The organism is Achromobacter deleyi (assembly GCF_013116765.2).
In the GTDB taxonomy this organism is placed as follows: domain Bacteria; phylum Pseudomonadota; class Gammaproteobacteria; order Burkholderiales; family Burkholderiaceae_B; genus Achromobacter; species Achromobacter deleyi_A.
This window is the reverse complement of sequence record NZ_CP074375.1, coordinates 6,311,904-6,331,530: the sequence shown is the minus strand read 5'-3', so window position 1 is coordinate 6,331,530 and position 19,627 is coordinate 6,311,904. Positions and strand designations below refer to the sequence as shown.

Below are 19,627 nucleotides of genomic sequence, written 5' to 3'. Positions count from 1 at the left end.
ATGAGAGAGTGCCGCTGCCTCAGGCAGCGGCGGGGGAATCAACGTGACGAATGGAGCCGGGCACGACCTGGCCGCCAAAATCGGCCACCAGCGCTTGCACGAATGGATCGACGGCTACCGCGTCTTCGGCGGCCAGCTGGCGCGCCGCGCGCTCAGCCTGCGCCACGGCATGCGCCGTGGCGTCGCCGGTGACGCCGACTTCCACGTCCAGCCGTATGCCCTGCCCGAAATGTTCGCACAGCACGGTTTGCAGGCGTACACGGCTTTCGCTTTCGGCCAGCGTCTTGACGGCCACACGCAGGATGATCGCGTCGCCCTGCACGCCGGCCCATTCGCTCTGGCGCGCCAGTTCCGCGGCCAGGCCGGTAACGGGCAGGCGCCCGGCCAGCTCCGGCCACAAGGCCGAGGTCATGTCGGCCATGCGGGCGCGAGACTGGCGCTTGCGCGCGGGCGCCGGGCCCTCGCGCCGGGCGGGCGCGGACGCAGCCGCCGGCTGAGGCGCGGTCGACGGCGCGGTGGCCAGGGTTTCGAAATCATCGTCGTCGGGGTCGGACGTAAAGCCGCTTTCCGGCGCAAAGCCGCCTTCGGCTTCGAATGGAATCTCTTCGTCGACCCAGGACGGGGGACCGTCCGCGTCCTCGGCCGCCGGGGCTGCTGCCACGACGGCGGCCACGGCGGGCGTCACCGCCAGCGCGGCCGAGCCTGCCGCCTTGCCGGAAGCCGGCTGGACGGGCGTCGCGGCGGCGTCCGCCGGCAGATCTTCCCAGGGCGGCACGCTGCCGCCGTCGGCGGCTTGCGGCACGGGGGCGGCAACAACGGGTTCGGGCTCCGCCGGCGCGGCGGATACGGCGGCAACGGGCGCCAGGACGGGCTCTGCGGGCGCGGCCGGCTGCCCGGCCGTCTGCGGCGCGGCTTCGGCTACTGAAGGCGCGGGCGCCTCCGCAGGCATGGGAACCGGAGCGGGCGCCGCGGCAGGCGCAGGCGTAGCGACGGGCGCAGGCGCGATGGGCGCGGGAACAGGCGCCGGTTCGGCAACGGAAGCGGGGGCAACGGGCGTCGCGGCTGCGGGCGCAGCGGCGGCCATCGCCGGTTCCGCCGTCTGGCGGGCGGGCGCCGCGGGCGCTTCCAGCGCGGTCTGCGGACCCGCGTCGCCATTGAGCGCCAGCATCCGCAGGCAGGCCATGATGAAGCCCGCGTACTCGTCGGGCGCCAGGGTCAGTTCGCTGCGGCTGTGCACCGCCACCGAATAAAACAGCTGCACCGCATCAGGATGCAGGACCTGCGCCAGACGGGCGATATCGCCCGCCAGCGGGTCTTCGGCCGGCGTCACGCCGGTCACGCGCTGCTCGATCGCCACGCGCGACAGCAGCACGGCCAGGTCGGCCAGCGCGCCGGCGTACGACAGGCCGCGAATGGCGAGTTCATCGGCCACCGCCAGCACGCCCTTGGCGTCGCCGGTGGAAAGCGCGTCCAGCAGGCGGACAAGATGGCGTTGGTCGATGGTGCCGAGCATGCCGCGCACGGCGTCCTCGGTCAGGTTGCCGGCGCTGTAGGCGATGGCCTGGTCGGTCAGCGACAGGGCATCGCGCATGGAGCCGGACGCCGCCTGCCCGATCAGGCGCAGGGCTGGCACCTCGAAACCCACTTCTTCCTGTCCCAGCACGGCCTGCAAATGGCCGACGATGGAGTCGGCGGGCATCTGCTTCAGGTTGAACTGCAGGCAGCGCGACAAAACCGTCACCGGAATCTTCTGGGGATCGGTGGTGGCCAGAATGAACTTGACGTGCGGCGGAGGCTCTTCCAGCGTCTTGAGCATGGCGTTGAACGCGTGCCCGGTCAGCATGTGGACTTCGTCGATCATGTAGACCTTGAAGCGTCCCGCGCCCGGCGCGTAGACCGCCTGCTCCAGGAGCTGCGTCATTTCCTCGACGCCGCGGTTCGAGGCCGCGTCCAGCTCAAGATAGTCGACGAAGCGCCCCGAATCGATCTCGGTGCAGGCGCGACAGACGCCGCAAGGCTTGGAGGTGATGCCTGTGTCGCAATTGAGCGATTTGGCCAGAATGCGCGAGAGCGTGGTCTTGCCGACGCCCCGGGTTCCGGTGAACAGCCAGGCGTGGTGCAGGCGTTGCGTGTCGAGCGCATGCGTAAGCGCGCGCACCACGTGATCCTGCCCCACGAGGGTATCGAACGATCGCGGCCGCCACTTGCGGGCCAATACCAGATAAGTCATGGCTGGATTGTAGAGCCTGTTTTGTGAGCGGACTCGTGAGCGGGCTGAAATGCAAAGGGGACGGGCTTATTCCCGTGGAACGAATCCCTGGAAAATAACCCCGTCCCCCCTGAAAGCAAAGCGCCATGGGTTTAATCATGACGCTTTGCTTTGAAGAATCCGGTTGGCGAGCCTTACTCCGGCACTGACCCTAAACGACTATGGCTGCTTCGTTCCCGACCTGACCAGGTTCACCGTCGAACCATGCGGAGGGGCCCGCCAGCCGTGATTCTAGCAGAGCTGCGCTTCGCTTGCTTGCTCGAATCACGGCCGGCGGGCCCCGAGGGGCGGTATGTGGGCTCCCTCCCCGGCCCTCCCCCCGAGGGGGAGGGGGTGCGGGCTTCGCTGCGCTGGCCCGGGCGGCTCGTTTCGCTTTGCCGCGTTTTGTGCTCCAGGTGGGGCAGCTTTCCTCGGACAGAGGACTTCGCTGCGCTTGTCCGGGGGTTCTCGGCGCTCGTGCTTTTCAGAATGTGCCGCGCAGGGTCAGGTAGAAGTTTCTGGGATCGCCGTACCAGTTGCCGCTGCCGCTGGTGCCCATCGTCTTGTAGTAGGTGCGGTCGAAGAGGTTGTTGATGTTCAGGGTTGCTTTCCAATTGGGGGTGAAGGCGTACTGGACGCTGGCGCTGGCGACGGCGTAGCCTGCCTGGGTGAAGTTGAAGGGAACGCTGGCACCGTCGTACTTGCCCGAGGATGCGTTGTAGCTGCGGGCGGTTCCGCTCACGTAGTGGGCGCTCTGTACCGTCACGCCGCCTCCGACGGTCCAGGCGGACAGGGTGTCGGGCAGCCGGTATGTGGTCCACAGCTTGAACAAGTGCCGCGGGGTCACGGAGTTGTAGACGCTGCTGGTGTTCTGGTTCTGGTTGCGGTTGTATGTATAGCCCGCGGCGAGTTGCCAGCCCGGCATGAGTTCCCCGGTGATTTCCGCATCGAAGCCTTCGCTGAGCACATTGCCTTGCCGCAGCCAGCAGCAGTTCAGGCCCTCGTTGCCGACATTGGTGCTGGGATAGCTGGGATCGCGCACCGCCTCGCCCTTGCGTTCGATGCGATAGAGCGCGAAAGCGCTGTTCAGGCGGCCGCCGCCGTGCTCGCCTTTCAGGCCGATCTCGTAGTTCTTACCGGTGATGGCGTCCAGCGGTGAACCCGGAATCGGGCCGCTCAGGCGGTTGGCCTGTGATTTGTGGATCATGGTCACGCTGCCGTAGGCGGTCCACTGCTCGTTCAGGTCGACGGTCATGCCGCCATAGGGCGTGAATATGCCGGATTCGCGGTAGGTGGTGACCGAACTGGTGGTGACGTCGCCGCTGCTGTTGTAGCGCTTGAAAGGGCTGATGTAATCGTAGGTCGACAGGCGACCTCCGCCAAAGATCTTGACCCGGTCGCTCAGGCTGAGCTTGATCCGCCCGTAGACGCCGTACTGCTTGGCGCCGAAGTCAGGCCAGTCATTGCTTTTCCAGAATCGCGAAGGCCGCGGCACGATGCCGGGGCTGAATTCCCTGATTGGAACTTCGGGCGGATCGGTCTCGTAATCGGCGGCGTAGTAGGCATTCGAGTGGCGCACCTGGCGCCAGTCGCCGCCGATCAGCAACTGGTGGGTCTGGCCCAGCAGATCGAAGTTGCCGCTCAGGCTCAGGTCCAGCGCCTTTACTTCATTGTCGAAATCGAAAGCCCAGACGTCCATGCGATTGCCCATGCCCGTTGCGGGGTCCACCGCGCCATAACCGTCCGCGCTTTCCTCGTAGGACTTGCGATTGATGTACTGAGCATCCAGCTTCAGCTTCCAGTCGCGACCCAGGCCTTGCTCGATCTGCGCGAAGATTTCTTTGTGATCGCTTTCCAGATTGTTCCAACTGGCGTTGAGCACCGTGCGGCGCGGCAATCCCAGATCCGCTCCGTCCGGGCTGCGCGGCAAGCCGCTCTGCCACGGCGTGGTCTTGCGCTTTTCGTAGCTGCCGCCGATGGCCACCTTGGTGCGTTCGGCCACGTCCGCCTCCAGGATGCCGTAGACGAACTGACTGCTGGCGTCAGCGTTGCCGTAAAAGTAATCACGGTCCTGATAGGCCACGACGCCGCGGCCGCGCAGCTTGCCGTTGGCCGCCAGCGGGCCCGTTGCGTCCACCTCGGCGCGGTAGTTGTCCCAACTGCCGGCGGAGGTGGTCAGGTTGACCTGGCTATAGGCCAGCGGACGCTTGCGCACGAGGTTGATGGCGCCACCCGGCTCGCCCGTGCCTGAGAACAGGCCATCGGCGCCCCGTATCACTTCCACCCGGTCGTACATCGCCAGATTAGGGTTGAAGTACTTCTGCTGATAGCCGTCAAGCGCCACGCCGTCGATCATCATGCTTTCGACAGCGAAACCGCGCGCATAGACCTTGCTGACTTCGCCGTTGTCCGCCGCCACCACGGTCATGCCGGTGGTCTGGCCCAGCACATCGCCCACGCTGATCAGCGCCTGGTCATCAATACGCTGGCGCGTCATGACCGAAATCGACTGCGGCGTTTCGCGGATCGACACGCCCCGCGCAAGGGAGGCGTAGTTGGCGGTGTACGTGTCGCGCCCCTCGCTGGCGATACCGTCTCCCGTCACCTGCACGGCGTCCATCATCGCCGCGCCGTCGCGTCGCGATACCGTCACATTGGCGCCGTTGCGCGCATATTCCAGGCCAGTGCCTTGCAGCAGCCGACCCAGGGCTTCGGCCGGCGTCAACAGGCCGGACAACGCCGGGGCGGTCAAGCCCGCCACGGCATCCTGCATGAAGAAAACCTGCAGCGAGGCCTGCTCGCCAAATTGCAGCAGCGCCCGGCCCAGGGGCTGCTCCGGCAGGTTCAGATGAATGGCGGTGTCCTGCGCCCGGACTGTCGCAGGCATTGCGCCCCCGCCCAGCATCAGCGCTATTGCCAAGGCGCCGGCGGCGGCCATCGGCGCGCGGCGAAGCGGACGCGGCTGAGCGCGCCCTTTGGTGACAAGAATCTTCACGGTCCAGCTCTTTCCTAGTGTATGCAAGGCGCGGGTGCGCCAATCCCTTTGGCCAAAGGATCCCGGAAGGGGCTATGCCCTTTCCCCTGCCCTAAAGACGGCCAGCCCGCCCTATCACCGGAATAAAAATGAGAACTATTTTGTAACAGCACCGAAAAGAGCCGCTGACGAAGACGCAAACGCCGCCAGGGTTTCAGCGGCGCACAATGACGTGCGCGCCGTCGGCGCGCTCGACGATGCGCAGCGGAGCAATGGAGGGAAGCGCTTGCAGAATGGCATCGGGATCGGTCACGCTGAGCGTGGCCGCGATGCGCAGGCCCGCCAGGGAATCGTCCTCAAGCACCAGCGGATGGCGCAGATAGCGGTTCATCTCGGCCACCGCCTGCGCCAGCGGAATTCCGTTGAATACGATGCGCCCCCGTCGCCATGCCGTCATGCCCGCCACATCCGCCGGCGCAGGCGCACCCAGCCTGCGCGACGCGTCTACGCGCACCCCGGCGCCCGCCTGCAGGTCGGCGCGTTCGCGCCACCACCAGGGACCGGTTGTAACGCGCACCGAACCCGACTCGACCGCCACGGTCAGCGCTTCCGCATCGCGCCGCACGTCAAAGCGCGTGCCGGTCACACGGACTTCGCCCAGGCCCGCGTCGATCACGAACGGCCGGTCGGCGTCGGGCGCCACCATGAAGATTGCTTCACCGGAGCGCAAGACCACCTCGCGGCGGCCTGCGTACAGACGCACGTCCAGGCGCGTACCGGTGTTCAACTCGATCACCGAACCGTCGGGCAAGGTTTCCAGGCGCTGCTCGCCGCGCGCCGTCTCGAATTGCGCCTGATACGGGGGCGCTCCTTCCCACCAGCCGGTGTCCAGAGCAGCGACGGCTGCCACCGCCAACGCCGCGGAGGCGGCCAGCCCGAATGCGAGCCGCCGGCGAACCGCGTGAACGGGACGCGCAGCAGGCTCGCGACGATTCAGGATCGACCGCAACGCCGGCTCCGGCGCCAGCGATGTGGCCTGCCAGGCAAACTCCACCTGGCGGTAGGCGGTGTCGTGCTCAGGACTGGCGCCGCGCCACGCCTTGCAGGCTTGCAGGTCCTCGGCGCCTGCCTCGCCGGAATGCACGCGCGCGAACCACTGCGCGGCCGCGTCGCGCACCGCGGGGGCGGGAACGGAGGACCGGGAGTCAATTGGGCGCATAGTCTTGCAAACGTTCACTCAGATGGCGCAGGGCGCGCGTCATGTATTTTTCCACCATGCTGCGCGACAGGCCCATGTGGGCCGCGATCTCGGGATGACTCCAGCCCTCCAGCCGGTGCCAGATATACACCTGCTGGCATTTCAACGGCAAATCGTCCAACGCGGCAAGCAGGGCCTCGGACAACTGCCTTTCGCGCGCCGCGGCCTCCGGGCCGGGCGCAGGCGGATGCTCGCCCTCTTCCAGATCATCGAGCGGCGAGGCCTGCCGCAGCGCGCGGCGTCGGTGGCCATCAATCAGGCCGTTCCGCGTGCTGCGGCGCAGGTAGGCGCCGGGATCGTCCACCCCGCCGGTACCTTGCTCCAGCATGCCGACCACCGCATCCTGCACGGCGTCCTCCACGTCGTGGCGCTCGTGGCCACGACGCATGCAAGCGCGGATAAGTTCACGGTAATGCGCAAGCCAGGCGAAAGGCTGCGCGGAGCGGGAGGGCATGAAGAAAGGGCGGACTGACAGCTTTAAGTTGGCGCATTGTCGCAAATGATTTCTATTTACACAAACACCATGACAGAGCTTTCAGCCCCTGCTCTCTCAACCCGCCAGATCGATCCAGGCCTTCGCGCGCGGAAAGTACAGCGCGGCGCGCGCAACGCGGCCGTCAAGCGCGGTCACCTGCGTGCAGTAGCGCAGCAGCTGTTCGCCGTGACGCTGGCGCATGCGGGTTGCGAACGCCGGAGGAGATTCGCCGGGGTGCGGGCGGCCTGTCTTGTAGTCGACGATGAGCCAGCCGTCTTCGGTGCTGAGCGCCAGGTCGATCACGGACACCTTGCCCGCGGCGTCGATGAGAGGCCACTCGCGGCGCGCGCCGGATTGCGACAGCAGCCACAGGCCGCGTTCGTCCGCGAGGGTGGCCTGCAGGGTTTCAAGCACCGCTTCCGACGCGGCGTCCGCCTGGCTTGCCGGGATGCCCGCGCGCGTCAGCTGCCTGCGCATGGCGGGCAGGCGCTGCGCCAGCGTGTCCGCCGGCCAGGCTTGCACGCCGTCCTGCCCGATGCGGGCCAGCCATGCATGCGCCAGCGTGCCGATGGCGGCGTCGTAGCCGGCTTCGAGCTGCCAGGCGGGATGCTCGCCGCTGTCGCCCCAGGCGCCCCGCGTCGCGGTGGCAAAGCCGGGGCTCACGGTCACGTCGGCCAAGCGCGACAAGTGCGCGAGGCCCGTGCTGTCCACGCGGCGCAAGGGCTCGCCCTGCCACTCTGGCGCATCGGCGGTTTCGGGGATGGTTTCGCCATTCAGCGATGGTGGCACCGGCGTGGACAGGCAAGGCCAGAGGCGTCCCAGCAGGCTGGCGGAGGGCGGCGTCTTGGCTTGGCCGCTGGCCTCGTCCACCGACACATGGCCCACCAGGTGCAGGCGCTTGCGGGCCCGCGTCGCGGCCACATACAGCAACCGGTCGATTTCATACGACGCGCGCCGCGCCTCGCGCGCGCCGAGATAACGCGACACGGGATCGGCCTCGGTTTCCGCCCGCGGCTTGACGGGGCCGAACAGCACGCGCCCCGCGCTCTGCTCGAAGCGCACCAGCGGCGCCTGATCTCCGCGGGGCGCGCGGTGCAGGCCGTACAGGATCACCGTTTCGAACTGCAGGCCCTTGGACTTGTGCATGGTCATGATCTCGACCGCGCCTTCCTCTTCGTCCGCCGCGTCCGGTGCGGCGAACAGGCGCGAGATCCCCGCATCCAGCGCGGCGACATCGATGCTTCCGTGCGGCGCCAGGCGTTCGACCAGCTGGAACAGGCTTTCCGCGTCATTGGCGACGGACAGGCCCGCATACAGGCCCGGGCCGCCCAGGCGGCGCCACAGCGACTCCACCCACGCCGCGAACGGCATCGCGCCCGATGCGTTTCGCTTGTCGAGCAGGACGGCCGCCACCTGGCGCAAGCGCGCGAACTCGTCGGCGCCCAGCAAAGCCTGCGCGCCAGGCGATTCGGGTTCCGCGGGCGCGGCGTCGAACAGCGCCCCCTGCGGCGGCGCCTCCGCCGTCACGGTCGCAATCTGCGGCACGATGCGCAGCGCGCGTTCCAGCAAGACCGGCACCGGCGTGACGTGATCGTCGCCAAACAGGCGCTGCAAGGACACCAGCGTCAGGCCGCAATACGGCGCGCGCAGCACCGACAGCCAGGCCAGCCGGTCGCCCGGATGCGACAGCGCCCGCACCAATTGCACCAGGTCCGCGACCACCGGCCGCAAGGCCAGCGGCACCAGATCCACCGCACGGCAACGGATGCCCTCCTGCGCGAGCCGCCGGGTCAGATTGCCCAGATGGCTGCGCGCGCGCACCAGCACCGCCACGGGGTGCCTGGCGCCCTTGTGATCGATCAGCGCCTGGCGCACCAGTCCCACGGCGATGTCCTCGGCCTGCTCTTCGGGCGGGGCCGCGCCTTCGCGCGACCAGGCCGGATGAAAGCGCACCGCCGGGTCCGGCAAAGCCTCGTGGAATGCGGTGGACGGGCTGTAGGCGATCGCGCCCGCTCCGGCATCGCTGCGCTTGGGCAGCAATTCGACGAACGAACGGTTCACCCAATCCACGATGCCGGCCTGGGAACGGAAATTGTCCGTCAGGTTCAGGAAATCCGGCTCCAGTTCGCCCACGCCTCTGTCCGCCACTTCCAGGAACAGGCCGACTTCCGCCTTGCGGAAGCGGTAGATCGACTGCATCGGATCGCCCACCAGGAACAGGCTGCGGCCGTCGCCGGCCTGCCAGCCGGAAGTCAGCGTGCGCAGCAGGTCCAGCTGCGTCTGGCTGGTGTCCTGGAATTCGTCGATGAGCAGGTGGCGGATGGAAGCATCCAGCTTGAGCAGCAGTTCGCCCGGATCATCGGCGCTGCCCAGCGCGGCCGCGGCGCGTTGCGCGATCTCGATGAAATCCACCTCGCCCTTGTCGGCAAAGCGCAGGCGCAGTTGCGCCACGGCCAGCGCCAGGGTCATCAGCTGGGCGCCCAGCACTTCCCATTGCGCGTCCGTGAAATGCGGCGCGGGAATATCGCGCACCGAGTGCAGCCGGCGCACCCAGGCCGCCTGCCCGTCCGCGCCTTCCAGCCAGGCCACGAACGGTTCCTTGTGCGCGCACTTGGCCGGGAACCCCAGATTCTTGTTGACCGTCTTGCGCAATGAGCCCGTGCCGGTCAGCAGCAGATGCGCCACGGCACGCCATGCATCCAGCAGCTCGGCATCGGGCGGCAGTTCTTCCGTCCAGTCCAGCAGCGCCAGAAGCTTGTTGTCCTCATCGGCGTCCTGCAGATGGGCGGCGGCCAGGCGCGCCGGACCGCAAAGCGCTTCGGCCCAGCCGTAAGGCATGGCGGCGCTCAGCGCGTCCAGGTCTTCGCCGATGGCTTCGGCCAGCGTGGCCTCCATGGCCTCGCGATCGGAACCATGGCGCAACAGCGGCAGCCATTGGTCGCGCTGCCCCAGCATGTCGGCGATGGCGTCCTTGGCCGCCTGCACGTCCACGTCCAGGTGCTTGAGCAGGATGCGCACGGCCTCGTAATCGTCGGCCAGGTCCAGCGTGGCGCGGGCCGCGGCCTCGTAGTGCGAGCGGGCATCGTCCGTGATGTCGGGCATGCCGCCCAGCTCCGACAGCCAGGGCATGCTGCGCACCAGCCCCGCGCAGAAGGAGTCGATGGTACGGATGGCCAGGCGCGCGGGGTGGTCCAGCAGATGCCAGCCCTGCTCCGCATTGCGCGCCAGCGCCGCACGGGCCAGCTCCCAGCTGCGGCGTTCATGCAGGGCCTCGGGCGGCGCGTCCAGCCCGCGCCGCAGCTTGCTCAGCACGCGCGCGTGCATCTCGGATGCAGCCTTGCGCGTGAAGGTGATGGCGACGATCTCTTCCGGACGGTTCACCGTGGCCAGCAGGGCCAGGATGCGGTCCGTCAGCAACTCGGTCTTGCCCGAGCCCGCAGGGGCCTGGACCAAGAATGATCGGGTCGGGTCCAGCGCGTCGGCGCGGGCTGCGTGGTCCTGCGGCAGGCGTTCTTGTTCAGCCATGGCTTAGGCGTCCTCGTCGTCCAGATGCAAACGCAGGAACGGCAATGCATCGCAGTATTTCAGGTCATCCCGGCGGTAGGCCACGTTGGCCGCATACCCCGCGACATATTCATCGGCCAGCGCCTCGATCGCCACGCGCCAGCGCTGGCGGATTTCGGGCCATGACAGGCCATCGAAGTACTTGCTTTCGCTGGCCAGGGTCACGCCCGGCATGCCCAGGTCTTCGTCGGCCAGGCCTTGCGCGGCGACCTGCCGCGCATGGATCTGCGCCAGCACCAGGCCCGCGGCTTCGCCGCCGGCGGCGTCGGCCAGCACGGATGCGTAGAACGGCAGCTGGACATTCACGGGGCGGCTGCGCGACCAGTCCGGCTCGGGCTTGGCGGCGGCCACGCCGGTCTTGTAGTCGACGATGACGCTGCGGCCGTCGGCCAGGCTGTCGATGCGGTCCAGCCGCAGCTTCAGCGTGAGCGCGCCACGCTGCCATTGATGGTTTTTCTCCACTTGCGCCACGGCGAACGGCAGGCGCTGCGCTTCCATGTCCAGCCAGGACGCCAGCACGGCGTGGGCGCGCTGACACTCCAGCTCCCGCAGGGCCGGCGCGTACTCCTTGAGTTCTTCATCGGCGGCTTGCGCCACGGCCTGCTCCAGCAGCGCGCCCAGACGACCGGTGGCAAGCAATTCATGCAGCGTTTCCTGGTCGGGCATCATGCCCCACACCAGCTCCAGCGCCTTGTGCAGGAACTGGCCGCGCACGTTCACGGTGGCCGCATCGGCATAGGGCGCAAGCTCCCGCCCGCCCAGGCGGTGGCGCACGAAGGCCCACAGGGGATTGCGCGCCTGCGTGTCCAGCACGTCCAGGCCGCCCCCGCCCCGGTTGCCCGCGGCCAGCGGCGGCCCGCGCGTGTCGTCCAGCGACTCCTGCGACAAGCTGGCCTGGCTCTCGGGCTGCGCCGGCGTCCAATCCGTCAGGGCCGTGGCCGCTATCAGCGGCGACGGGCGCAACTCGCGTTCGCCGTCCATGTGGGAATGGCTGACGATGATCTCTGGCGCGCAGCGGCACAGCGCCGCGTACATGCCTTCGGCCCATTCGCGCTCGCGTTCGGGCGTGGCGCGCGGCGCCCTGGCCTGGCGCAGCACGGCCAGCGGCAGCAGAGGGTTCGGCTTGGGTGAAGCGGGCAGCACGTCGTCGGTCAGGCCCAGCATCCACACGCCGTCCCAATAGCCGCCTTCGGCTTCCAGCAGGCCCAGCACGTCCAGGCGCGCCAGCGGGTCGCGCTGCGGCTGGAACGAAGAGGAACGCGCCACGCTCTCCAGCAGGTTCACGGCGGCCACGCCGCCCAGGCGGCCGGCGGCCGGCGCCAGCGCGGAAAAACTGCCCAAGGCATCGCCCAGCGCGCCCATCACCTGATAGCCCACGCTGTCCAGCGCGGCTTCGCCCGGAAAGCCCAGCGCCATCAGCGCGGCCTTCATGCGCAGCATCCAGACATCGCACGTGGCCTGGCGGCCGCCTTGCGTCCAGATTTCCATGGCCTGGTTCCAGGCCTGCGCCAGTGCCGGGATATCGGCCAGCAGCTTGCGCAGATCCTGAGGGCTGACGTGCAACCGGGCCTGGCGCCGCCAGCGCGCGTCGATCGCCGCCAGGCGGGCGCGGTCCCGCACGTCGCTTGCGCAGTGCCCCGCCAGCAAGGCGGCGCCCAGCACGTCCACGCCGCAGCCCTTGCCCGGCGCGCATTCGGCCAGGGCGCGCAGCCATGCCAGCGCGGCGCGCGCCATCGGCCACTCATCCAGCGGGCGTCCCACCGCGACGTTGAACGCGAGGGCGGGCGCGCCGTCGCGTCCGGCCAGGGCCTGGCTCAGCACGCGCCGCGCAAAGGGCGATTCCGCCTCCAGTTGCGGCGAGACGATGGCGTAGCGGCCAGTGGGATGCGCCTTCAGCTGGCTGGCGGCCCAGGCCGCCGCGGCGCGCCACTCCGCGCCCTGGTCGGCCGCCTCGAAACGCCTGGCCGTGGTTTCCACGCGCTGGGCGTCGCGCCATTGCGCCACGTCGGTGCCCTGCGCCTCGAAGGCCCGCAGCAAGCGTTGAAAGCGCGGCGAGATGTCCGTGAATCCGGCCAGCACCAGTTGCCGGGGCGTGGCCAGCCGGCCGTCTTCCAGCGCCCGCAGCACACGCGCATAGCCCTGGTTCGCGTCTTCGGCGTCTATGCCTGCCAGAGTCTGGCGATAGCGCACGCGCCACTTCGCAAAACCGCGGTATTCGTCGGTATCCGCGCCCGACGGCACCTGCAGTTCCCATTCGTCCATCAGCAGGTCGGCATCCATGGACAGCCGCGCGGCCTGGCTGGCGTCCAGCAGCACGCGCTCTGCCTCTTCGGCACGGATCGCCTCCGTCCACACGAGCTGCGTGGCAAAACTGTCCAGCCTGTAGGCCGGCACGTCGTCGTCCGCCTCGAACGCGAGTTCGTTGGCGGATTCGGCCAGCCAGGCGGACAGCGGCAGGATGCGCGGCAGCTCGCTGACCTGGCGCTCCTGGCGCAACAGGCCGGCCAATTCAAGCGTGAGCCGGCGCGACAGGCGGTTGTTCACCGTCAGCACCAGCGTGTCGGCGGCGGGCAGGCCGGCGATATCCGGCAGCGATAGATCGGAATAGGAAAGCGATGCGTCCTGCATGGGCACCCATAGGCGGAGATTTTCTCCGCCGTAGGATACCGCGAGCCAGGAGGGGGAATCCGGCTAGAAACCGCAGAGGGCGGCCAGGTTTTCCCAGTGGATCTGCATTTCGGGCGTGGTGTAGCCCCAGAATGCCAGGCCAAGCACGGCCGCCAGCGCCAGCACGCCAGCGGTGCGCCAGCCTCGATGGCGGCGGACGGCGGGATGCGGGGCGGGCGTCATGGCGGGGTTGCTCCTTGGGCGCAGGCCGGCCTCAGGCCGTCGCCGGCTGGGCCGGGGTCACCGGCTGCTCGCGCACGGGCAGGCACAGCAAGGCCGCGATGACGGCCAGCGCCACGCCCAGCCACCAGACCAGATCGTAGTTGCCGGTCTTGGCATAGGCGTAGCCTCCCAGCCAGACGCCGATAAAGCTGCCCAACTGGTGGCCCAGGAAGACGATGCCTGACAAGGTGGCGGCATAGCGCAGGCCGTAGATCTGCCCGATGAGCCCCTGCGTCAGCGGCACGGTGCCCAGCCAGAAGAGGCCCATCCACGCCGCGAAGGCATACAGCACCCACGGCGACAGCGGCATCGACAGCAGCAGCAGGATGCCGAATGCCCGCATGAAATAGACCACCGCCAGCAGTCGCTTCTTGCTGTATTTGCCGCCCAGCTTTCCCGCGTAGAAAGAACCCACGACGTTGAACAGGCCGATCAACGCGACCGCGGTGGCGCCCTGCCCGGCCGTCAAGCCCCCGTCGGTCACGTAGGCCGGCAGGTGCAGCGTGATGAATGCGGTGTGGAAGCCACAGACAAAGTAGCTCCAGAACAGAAAGTGGAAGGACGGATGGCGCACGGCTTGCTTGACGGCCGAAGCCAGCGACTGCTGGGGCCCGGAATGCGCTTGCGGACGGCCGCGCAGAAAGTAGGCCAGCGGCGCCGCGCAGGCCACGAACAGCGACAGCACCCACAGCGCGCCCGACCAGTCCAATCCGCTGATCAGCAACTGACCGGTAGGCACGATGGCGAACTGGCCCAGCGAACCGCCGGCGCTGGCAATGCCCATCGCCGTGCTGCGGTAGGCCGGCGGCACGGCGCGCGCCACGACCGGCAGAATCACGGGGAAGGTGGTGCCCGCCTGCCCCAGTCCTACCAGCACGCCTGCGCTCAGGTAGAGCGTTGCCTCGTCGGTGGCAAAGCGCGTGCCTATCATGCCCAGCATGTACAGCACCGCGCCCAGCGCGATGGTGCGGCCCGATCCGTAGCGATCGGCCAGGATGCCCATGAAGATGCACGCCACGCCCCATACCAGGTTCTGCAAGGCAAACGCCATGGAGAACACTTCGCGGCCCCAGCCGTGCGCCAGGCCCATCGGCTGCATGAACAGGCCAAAAGTGGCGCGCACGCCCATGGCAAGCAGCACGACCAGGGTGCCCAAGGCGATGGTGCGTGCGGAAATCGTATCGGTTTGGCTGGACATGAAATCCGTGTCTCGTTGTTTTTGGCTATGCGCCCCCTCCCGGGGCGGCCCCGCTCTCAGGCAGGACCTGGACATCATATACAAGTCCGCGACTGCCCTCGGGAATACCCCCGTCGGCGAGTGTGCTTCGAAGGAGCGCCGATACGCCAGGCGGCCCTTTGATTTGGGGCTTGCCCCGGCTGCTGATAGACTTGCGTCCTGCTCCGAAACCCGCGCCGGCGGTGATAAACTCTGGCTCGCAAGATTCGCAGCGTTATCAAGACCTTATTTTGAAAACTCTTCGAATACGCTTCGAAAAGCCAGCGGAAACCCGCCCTCGCGGCCGGTCCTGCCCCCCTGCTTCACACGTCTCGCCGTAGTTAAATGGATATAACCGGCCCCTCCTAAGGGTCAATTGGTGGTTCGATTCCACCCGGCGAGGCCAACCCGGCCTCGGCTCCGACGCCGCACCTCCCCCCCGAAATACCGCACGTTCAGCCAGATGAGGGTTAATCCGGGCTACGCTCACGCGCGCCGCGCCGTTAGCTTCTCGTGACGCGTCTTGTGACGAATTGCTGCCGCGTCAATACGTCACTTTTATTTTTTTCAGCGATGATAGCGAATCGCCTTGCGTGCAACTTGAAATTGCTGTTTAAATTCGACGCGTAAGCCTCTAATTCATCTGGACTTTTCCTGAACCGACGTAATGCCGGCTTAAGAAATATTTGTTCACAGACCGACAAGCCTGCTCAAACCATGGCCTTTTCCTGGAAACGTGCAATTGCGAACGCGATAGCGCCTGCCGCGCTGGCGGTGTGCGCGCTCCTGCCCTTCGCCGCGCAAGCCGCCAAGAATTCCGATCCTTGCAAGACCAACGCCAAATCGGCGGCTTGCAAGGCGCAACAAGCAAAGAAGGCCCCGGCGCCCAAGGCCGGCTCCGGCAAAGGCGCCTCCGCCAAGCAGGCCGCGCCGGCCGCCAAGAAGGCACCGCCTAAATCCTCCTCCGGCAAAAAGGCGGCGCCGCCCAAGGGCGGCAGGCAAGTCGCCGCGAAAGGCACCCCACCCAAGAAGGCGGGCGCCACCGGCAAGGGCGGCAAGGCGGACAAGCCTTCGCGCGCGCAGCGCGCCGCGGCTGCCGCCGCCGGCGCCGCCATGCCGCCGCCCGCCGCCTCGGCGCGGGCCGAAGCGGCCGCGCTGCGCTCCAGCACCGCCTACGTGCAAGACCTGGAAACCTCCACGGTCATCTTCGCCAAGAATGAAAATGTCGTGCGTCCCATCGCTTCCATTTCGAAGCTGATGACCGCCGTGGTGGTCGTGGACGCCAACCTGCCCATGGATGAAATGCTGGAGATCACCGACGAGGACGTCGACGAACTCAAGCACACCACCTCGCGGTTGCGCGTGGGCACCAAGCTGTCGCGCGGCGACATGCTGCACCTGGCGCTGATGTCTTCCGAGAACCGCGCCGCCAACGCGCTGGGCCGCCACTATCCGGGCGGCCTGCCCGCCTTCGTGGCCGCCATGAACGCCAAGGCGCAGGCGCTGGGCATGGGCAGCACGCGCTTCATCGAGCCCACCGGCCTGTCCAGCAACAACGTGTCGTCGCCGCATGATCTGGCGCGTCTGCTGCGCGCGGCCTCGCAGCGCCCGCTGATCCACCGCTACTCCACCGATACGGAGTACGAGGTCGAAATCAACAACCGCACGCAAACGTTCCGCAACACCAACCTGCTGGTGCGCAAGCCCGACTGGGACATCAAGGTGTCCAAGACCGGCTACATCAACGAAGCGGGCGAGTGCCTGGTGATGCTGGCACGCATCAACGGCCGCGATCTGGCCATCGTGCTGCTGGACTCTCAAGGCAAGCTGTCCCGCATCGGCGACGCCGTGCGTATCCGCCGCATCGTGCAAAGCGAAGTGGCGCTGGCGTCGATCCAATCCGGCGGCTGATGCCTGCTTGAGTACCGCGCCGTATGCAAAGGGCCCGATCGGATCGGGCCCTTTTTCATGTCGCGCGTTCCGTGGCGGCTACGCCGCCACCCGGCGTTTCGGGGACAGCGGCTGCGCGTCGTACAGCGAGGGCGGCAGGCCCTCGAGCACGGCCTGCGCATCGAGGGAACCGATAGGCACGCCCGCGTCCAGCGGGATCCGGCCTTCGGCCTGCAGCAGCTGATAGCGCAGGCAGCATACGCGCAGGAAAGAGGTGAAGTTCGCGGCCTCTCCGCGATACTCGACCAGTTCGTCGTACAGGCGTTCGATCAGCTGCGTCACCCGCATGCCGTCGCGCCCCGCGATCTCTTCGAGGACCTGCCAGAACAGGTGCTCCAGCCGCAGGCTGGTCGCCACGCCATGCAGACGCAGGGAGCGGGTTTCGGAGGCATACGACTGCTCGCTGGCGCGGATGAAAATTTCACACATGAGAACTCCTGGGACACCGGGCAAGACGCCCGCCCGGGCGGGTGCGCCTGCGGTTGACTGTACGACGTTTGGCAAGCCGCCGGCAAGACGCCCCCGCCCCCAGAGGACGGTCTAGGCCGTTTGGGACGCCGGGCCGCCGATTCTGAAACCACACGTTTCCCGAGCGCCGCCGATCCCGCGCAGATTGATATAAATCATGGTCTCGAAAGCGTGCGCGTTCGAGCATAGTGAAACTGACCAGACTTCGGAGGTAATGATGGACAAGACCATGAAGGCCGCAGTTGCACGAGCATTCGGCAAACCCCTGGTAATCGAAGAAGTCGCAGTGCCGCGCCCGGGTCCGGGCGAACTGCTGGTGAAGATCGAGGCCTGCGGCGTTTGCCACACGGACCTGCACGCCGTTGAAGGCGATTGGCCCGTCAAGCCCAATCCGCCCTTCATTCCCGGCCACGAAGGCGTCGGCCACGTCGTGGCGGTGGGCGCCGGCGTCACCCATGTAAAGGAAGGCGACCGCGTCGGCATCCCCTGGCTGTATTCCGCCTGCGGACACTGCGAACACTGTCTCGGCGGCTGGGAAACGCTGTGCGAGCAACAGCAGAACGCCGGCTACTCGGTCAATGGCGGCTTTGCCGAATACGCGCTGGCCGCCGCCGACTATGTTGGCCTGCTGCCCAAGAACGTGGGCTTCGTCGAGATCGCCCCCGTGCTGTGCGCAGGCGTGACCGTGTACAAGGGCCTGAAAATGACCGACACCCGCCCGGGCAACTGGGTGGTGATCTCGGGCATCGGCGGGCTGGGCCATATGGCGGTGCAGTACGCCCGCGCGATGGGCCTGAACGTAGCCGCCGTGGATATCGATGACGACAAGCTGGACTTCGCCCGCCGGCTGGGCGCGGAAGTCACGGTCAATGCCAAGACCACCGATCCGGCTGCCTACCTGAAACGCGAAATCGGCGGCGCGCATGGCGCGCTGATCACGGCCGTGTCGCCCAAGGCCTTCGAGCAGGCGCTGGGCATGGTGCGCCGCGGCGGAACGGTGGCCTTGAACGGCTTGCCACCGGGAGACTTCCCGCTGTCGATCTTCGACATGGTGCTCAACGGCGTAACCGTGCGCGGCTCCATCGTCGGCTCGCGGCTGGATCTGCAGGAGTCCCTGCAATTCGCCGAGGAAGGCAAGGTGCACGCCACGGTCGCCACTGAAAGCCTGGAGAACATCAACGACGTTTTCGACCGCATGAAGAAGGGCCAGATCGAAGGCCGCATCGTGCTCGACTTCGCCTGATCCCGGCACGGCAGGAAAAAGGCGCCTGGGGCGGCATGTGCCGCCCCAGGCGCCTTTGCATTCCAACCGCCGCGCGTCAGAGCGCGATCTTCGTGCCCAGCACGGCCAGGAACTGCGACATCCACGCCGGATGGGCAGGCCAGGCCGGCGCCGTCACCAGGTTGCCGTCGGTATAGGCCTGGTCGATCCCGATCTCGGCGTACGTGCCGCCCGCCAGCCGGACTTCAGGCGCGCAGGCGGGATAGGCCGAGCAGGTGCGGCCCTTCAGGATGCCCGCCGCGGCCAGCAGCTGCGCGCCGTGGCAGACAGCCGCGATAGGCTTTTTGGCCTGGTCGAAGGCCCGCACGATATCCAGCACTTTTTCGTTCAGGCGCAGGTACTCTGGCGCGCGTCCGCCGGGTATCACCAGCCCGTCGTAGGAGGCGGGCTCGACGCGGTCGAAATCGTAGTTCAGCGCAAAGTTGTGGCCGCGCTTCTCGGTGTAGGTCTGCGCGCCCTCGAAGTCATGGATGGCGGTCGCGATGGTGTCGCCGGCCTTCTTGTCAGGGCAGACCGCATGCACCGTGTGTCCCACCGTCAGCAGCGTCTGGAACGGCACCATGGTCTCGTAGTCCTCGGCGTAATCGCCGACCAGCATCAACAGTCTTTTGCTCATGATCGTCTCCTTGGGTTGAGCGTTGCGGCCGGTTTGCTACCCGACGGTCCGGGCTCCGGTTCTTGATGTTCTCGGTCCATTGTGCCTGCGCCGGAGCAGCGTCAGGTGGTAGCGGGATACCTCGGGGCCGGCGCCGGGCCAGACCCGCGCGCCCTACTCCAGCGCCACGGATACCGGCTTGGCGCCCAGCACGCTGACCAGCACCTTGGGATCTATTCCCACCAGATAGCCGCGGCGCCCGCCGTTGATGTAGACCACCGGATACTCCAGCACCTCGGCTTCCACCCACACGGGCATCTTCTTGCGTGTGCCGAAGGGGGACGTGCCCCCCACCTGGTAGCCGGAATGGCGCTGCGCGACTTCGGGCTTGCAAGGCTCGACCTTCTTTAGCCCCGCCTGGCGCGCCAGATTCTTGGTGGAGACCTCGCGGTCGCCATGCATGACAACGATCAGCGGCTTGGCCGACTCGTCTTCCATCACCAGCGTCTTCACCACCGCGTGCGGATCCAGGCCCAGCTGGCGCGCGGCTTCGCCGGCGCCGCCGTGGTCCACGTAGTCGTAGGTGTGTTCGGAGTAGGCCACCTTGTTCTGCTTGAGAAACTGGGTGGCGGGCGTTTCGGAAACGTGGCGGGCTTTGCTCATGGGAATGCCGGGTAAAAATGGAAATTGTAAGAGCGCGGGCCGGCG

At 67.4% G+C, this 19,627-nt stretch carries 13 protein-coding genes, 1 tRNA gene and 1 other RNA gene; 3 read left to right on the top strand and 12 right to left on the bottom strand.

Going from position 1 to position 19,627, the window contains the following annotated elements; genetic code table 11:
* Positions 1-19: 19 nt before the first annotated feature.
* From HLG70_RS28775 to HLG70_RS28735, 9 genes are all read right to left on the bottom strand, one after another.
* Positions 20-2,230, bottom strand: coding sequence for a DNA polymerase III subunit gamma/tau (locus HLG70_RS28775; RefSeq protein ID WP_171667973.1), 2,211 nt, complete (start codon positions 2,228-2,230; stop codon positions 20-22).
* 162 nt (positions 2,231-2,392) lie between these two features.
* An RNA gene (gene ffs, locus HLG70_RS28770) (signal recognition particle sRNA small type) lies at positions 2,393-2,490 on the bottom strand.
* Positions 2,491-2,732: 242 nt separating this feature from the next.
* The gene (locus HLG70_RS28765) at positions 2,733-5,135 is read right to left on the bottom strand and encodes a TonB-dependent siderophore receptor (RefSeq protein ID WP_171666830.1); all 2,403 of its coding nucleotides are present in this window, start codon (positions 5,133-5,135) and stop codon (positions 2,733-2,735) included.
* A 301-nt stretch (positions 5,136-5,436) separates the two neighbouring features.
* Positions 5,437-6,441: a FecR family protein gene (locus HLG70_RS28760; protein ID WP_171666828.1), complete on the bottom strand. Its 1,005-nt coding sequence runs from the start codon at positions 6,439-6,441 to the stop codon at positions 5,437-5,439.
* Positions 6,428-6,934 (bottom strand): sigma-70 family RNA polymerase sigma factor, encoded by a 507-nt coding sequence (locus HLG70_RS28755; RefSeq protein WP_171666825.1) that lies wholly within the window; start codon positions 6,932-6,934, stop codon positions 6,428-6,430. Before HLG70_RS28755 ends, HLG70_RS28760 begins: the two co-directional genes overlap by 14 nt.
* A 96-nt stretch (positions 6,935-7,030) precedes the next feature.
* Positions 7,031-10,480, bottom strand: a complete 3,450-nt coding sequence (locus HLG70_RS28750; protein WP_171666824.1) for a UvrD-helicase domain-containing protein — start codon at positions 10,478-10,480, stop codon at positions 7,031-7,033.
* 3 nt (positions 10,481-10,483) lie between these two features.
* On the bottom strand, positions 10,484-13,147 hold the full coding sequence (locus HLG70_RS28745; RefSeq protein ID WP_171666822.1) for a PD-(D/E)XK nuclease family protein: 2,664 nt from the start codon (positions 13,145-13,147) through the stop codon (positions 10,484-10,486).
* A gap of 63 nt (positions 13,148-13,210) precedes the next feature.
* Positions 13,211-13,369, bottom strand: a complete 159-nt coding sequence (locus tag HLG70_RS28740; protein WP_171666820.1) for a hypothetical protein — start codon at positions 13,367-13,369, stop codon at positions 13,211-13,213.
* Positions 13,370-13,400: 31 nt separating this feature from the next.
* Entirely contained in the window at positions 13,401-14,606 is a 1,206-nt protein-coding gene (locus tag HLG70_RS28735) for an MFS transporter (RefSeq protein ID WP_171666818.1), read from the bottom strand.
* 349 nt (positions 14,607-14,955) lie between these two features.
* On the opposite strand from HLG70_RS28735, the gene HLG70_RS28730 reads away from it, so the two are divergent.
* Positions 14,956-15,030 (top strand) — tRNA-Arg (locus tag HLG70_RS28730).
* A gap of 311 nt (positions 15,031-15,341) precedes the next feature.
* On the top strand, positions 15,342-16,535 hold the full coding sequence (gene pbpG, locus HLG70_RS28725; RefSeq protein ID WP_234103282.1) for a D-alanyl-D-alanine endopeptidase: 1,194 nt from the start codon (positions 15,342-15,344) through the stop codon (positions 16,533-16,535).
* 78 nt (positions 16,536-16,613) lie between these two features.
* Here pbpG and HLG70_RS28720 read toward each other — a convergent pair whose 3' ends face one another.
* Positions 16,614-17,003, bottom strand: coding sequence for a ribbon-helix-helix domain-containing protein (locus HLG70_RS28720; RefSeq protein WP_171666816.1), 390 nt, complete (start codon positions 17,001-17,003; stop codon positions 16,614-16,616).
* Positions 17,004-17,259: 256 nt separating this feature from the next.
* Between HLG70_RS28720 and adhP the strand changes: the two genes are divergently transcribed.
* Positions 17,260-18,285, top strand: coding sequence for an alcohol dehydrogenase AdhP (adhP, locus tag HLG70_RS28715; protein WP_171666814.1), 1,026 nt, complete (start codon positions 17,260-17,262; stop codon positions 18,283-18,285).
* A 76-nt stretch (positions 18,286-18,361) separates the two neighbouring features.
* Here adhP and HLG70_RS28710 read toward each other — a convergent pair whose 3' ends face one another.
* Together HLG70_RS28710 and ybaK are read right to left on the bottom strand one after the other, a co-directional pair.
* Positions 18,362-18,940 (bottom strand): DJ-1/PfpI family protein, encoded by a 579-nt coding sequence (locus HLG70_RS28710; protein ID WP_171666812.1) that lies wholly within the window; start codon positions 18,938-18,940, stop codon positions 18,362-18,364.
* A 153-nt stretch (positions 18,941-19,093) separates the two neighbouring features.
* Positions 19,094-19,582 carry a Cys-tRNA(Pro) deacylase gene (gene ybaK / locus HLG70_RS28705; protein WP_171666811.1) on the bottom strand — a complete coding sequence of 163 codons (489 nt, stop codon included), beginning with the start codon at positions 19,580-19,582 and terminating at the stop codon, positions 19,094-19,096.
* Positions 19,583-19,627 lie beyond the last annotated feature (45 nt).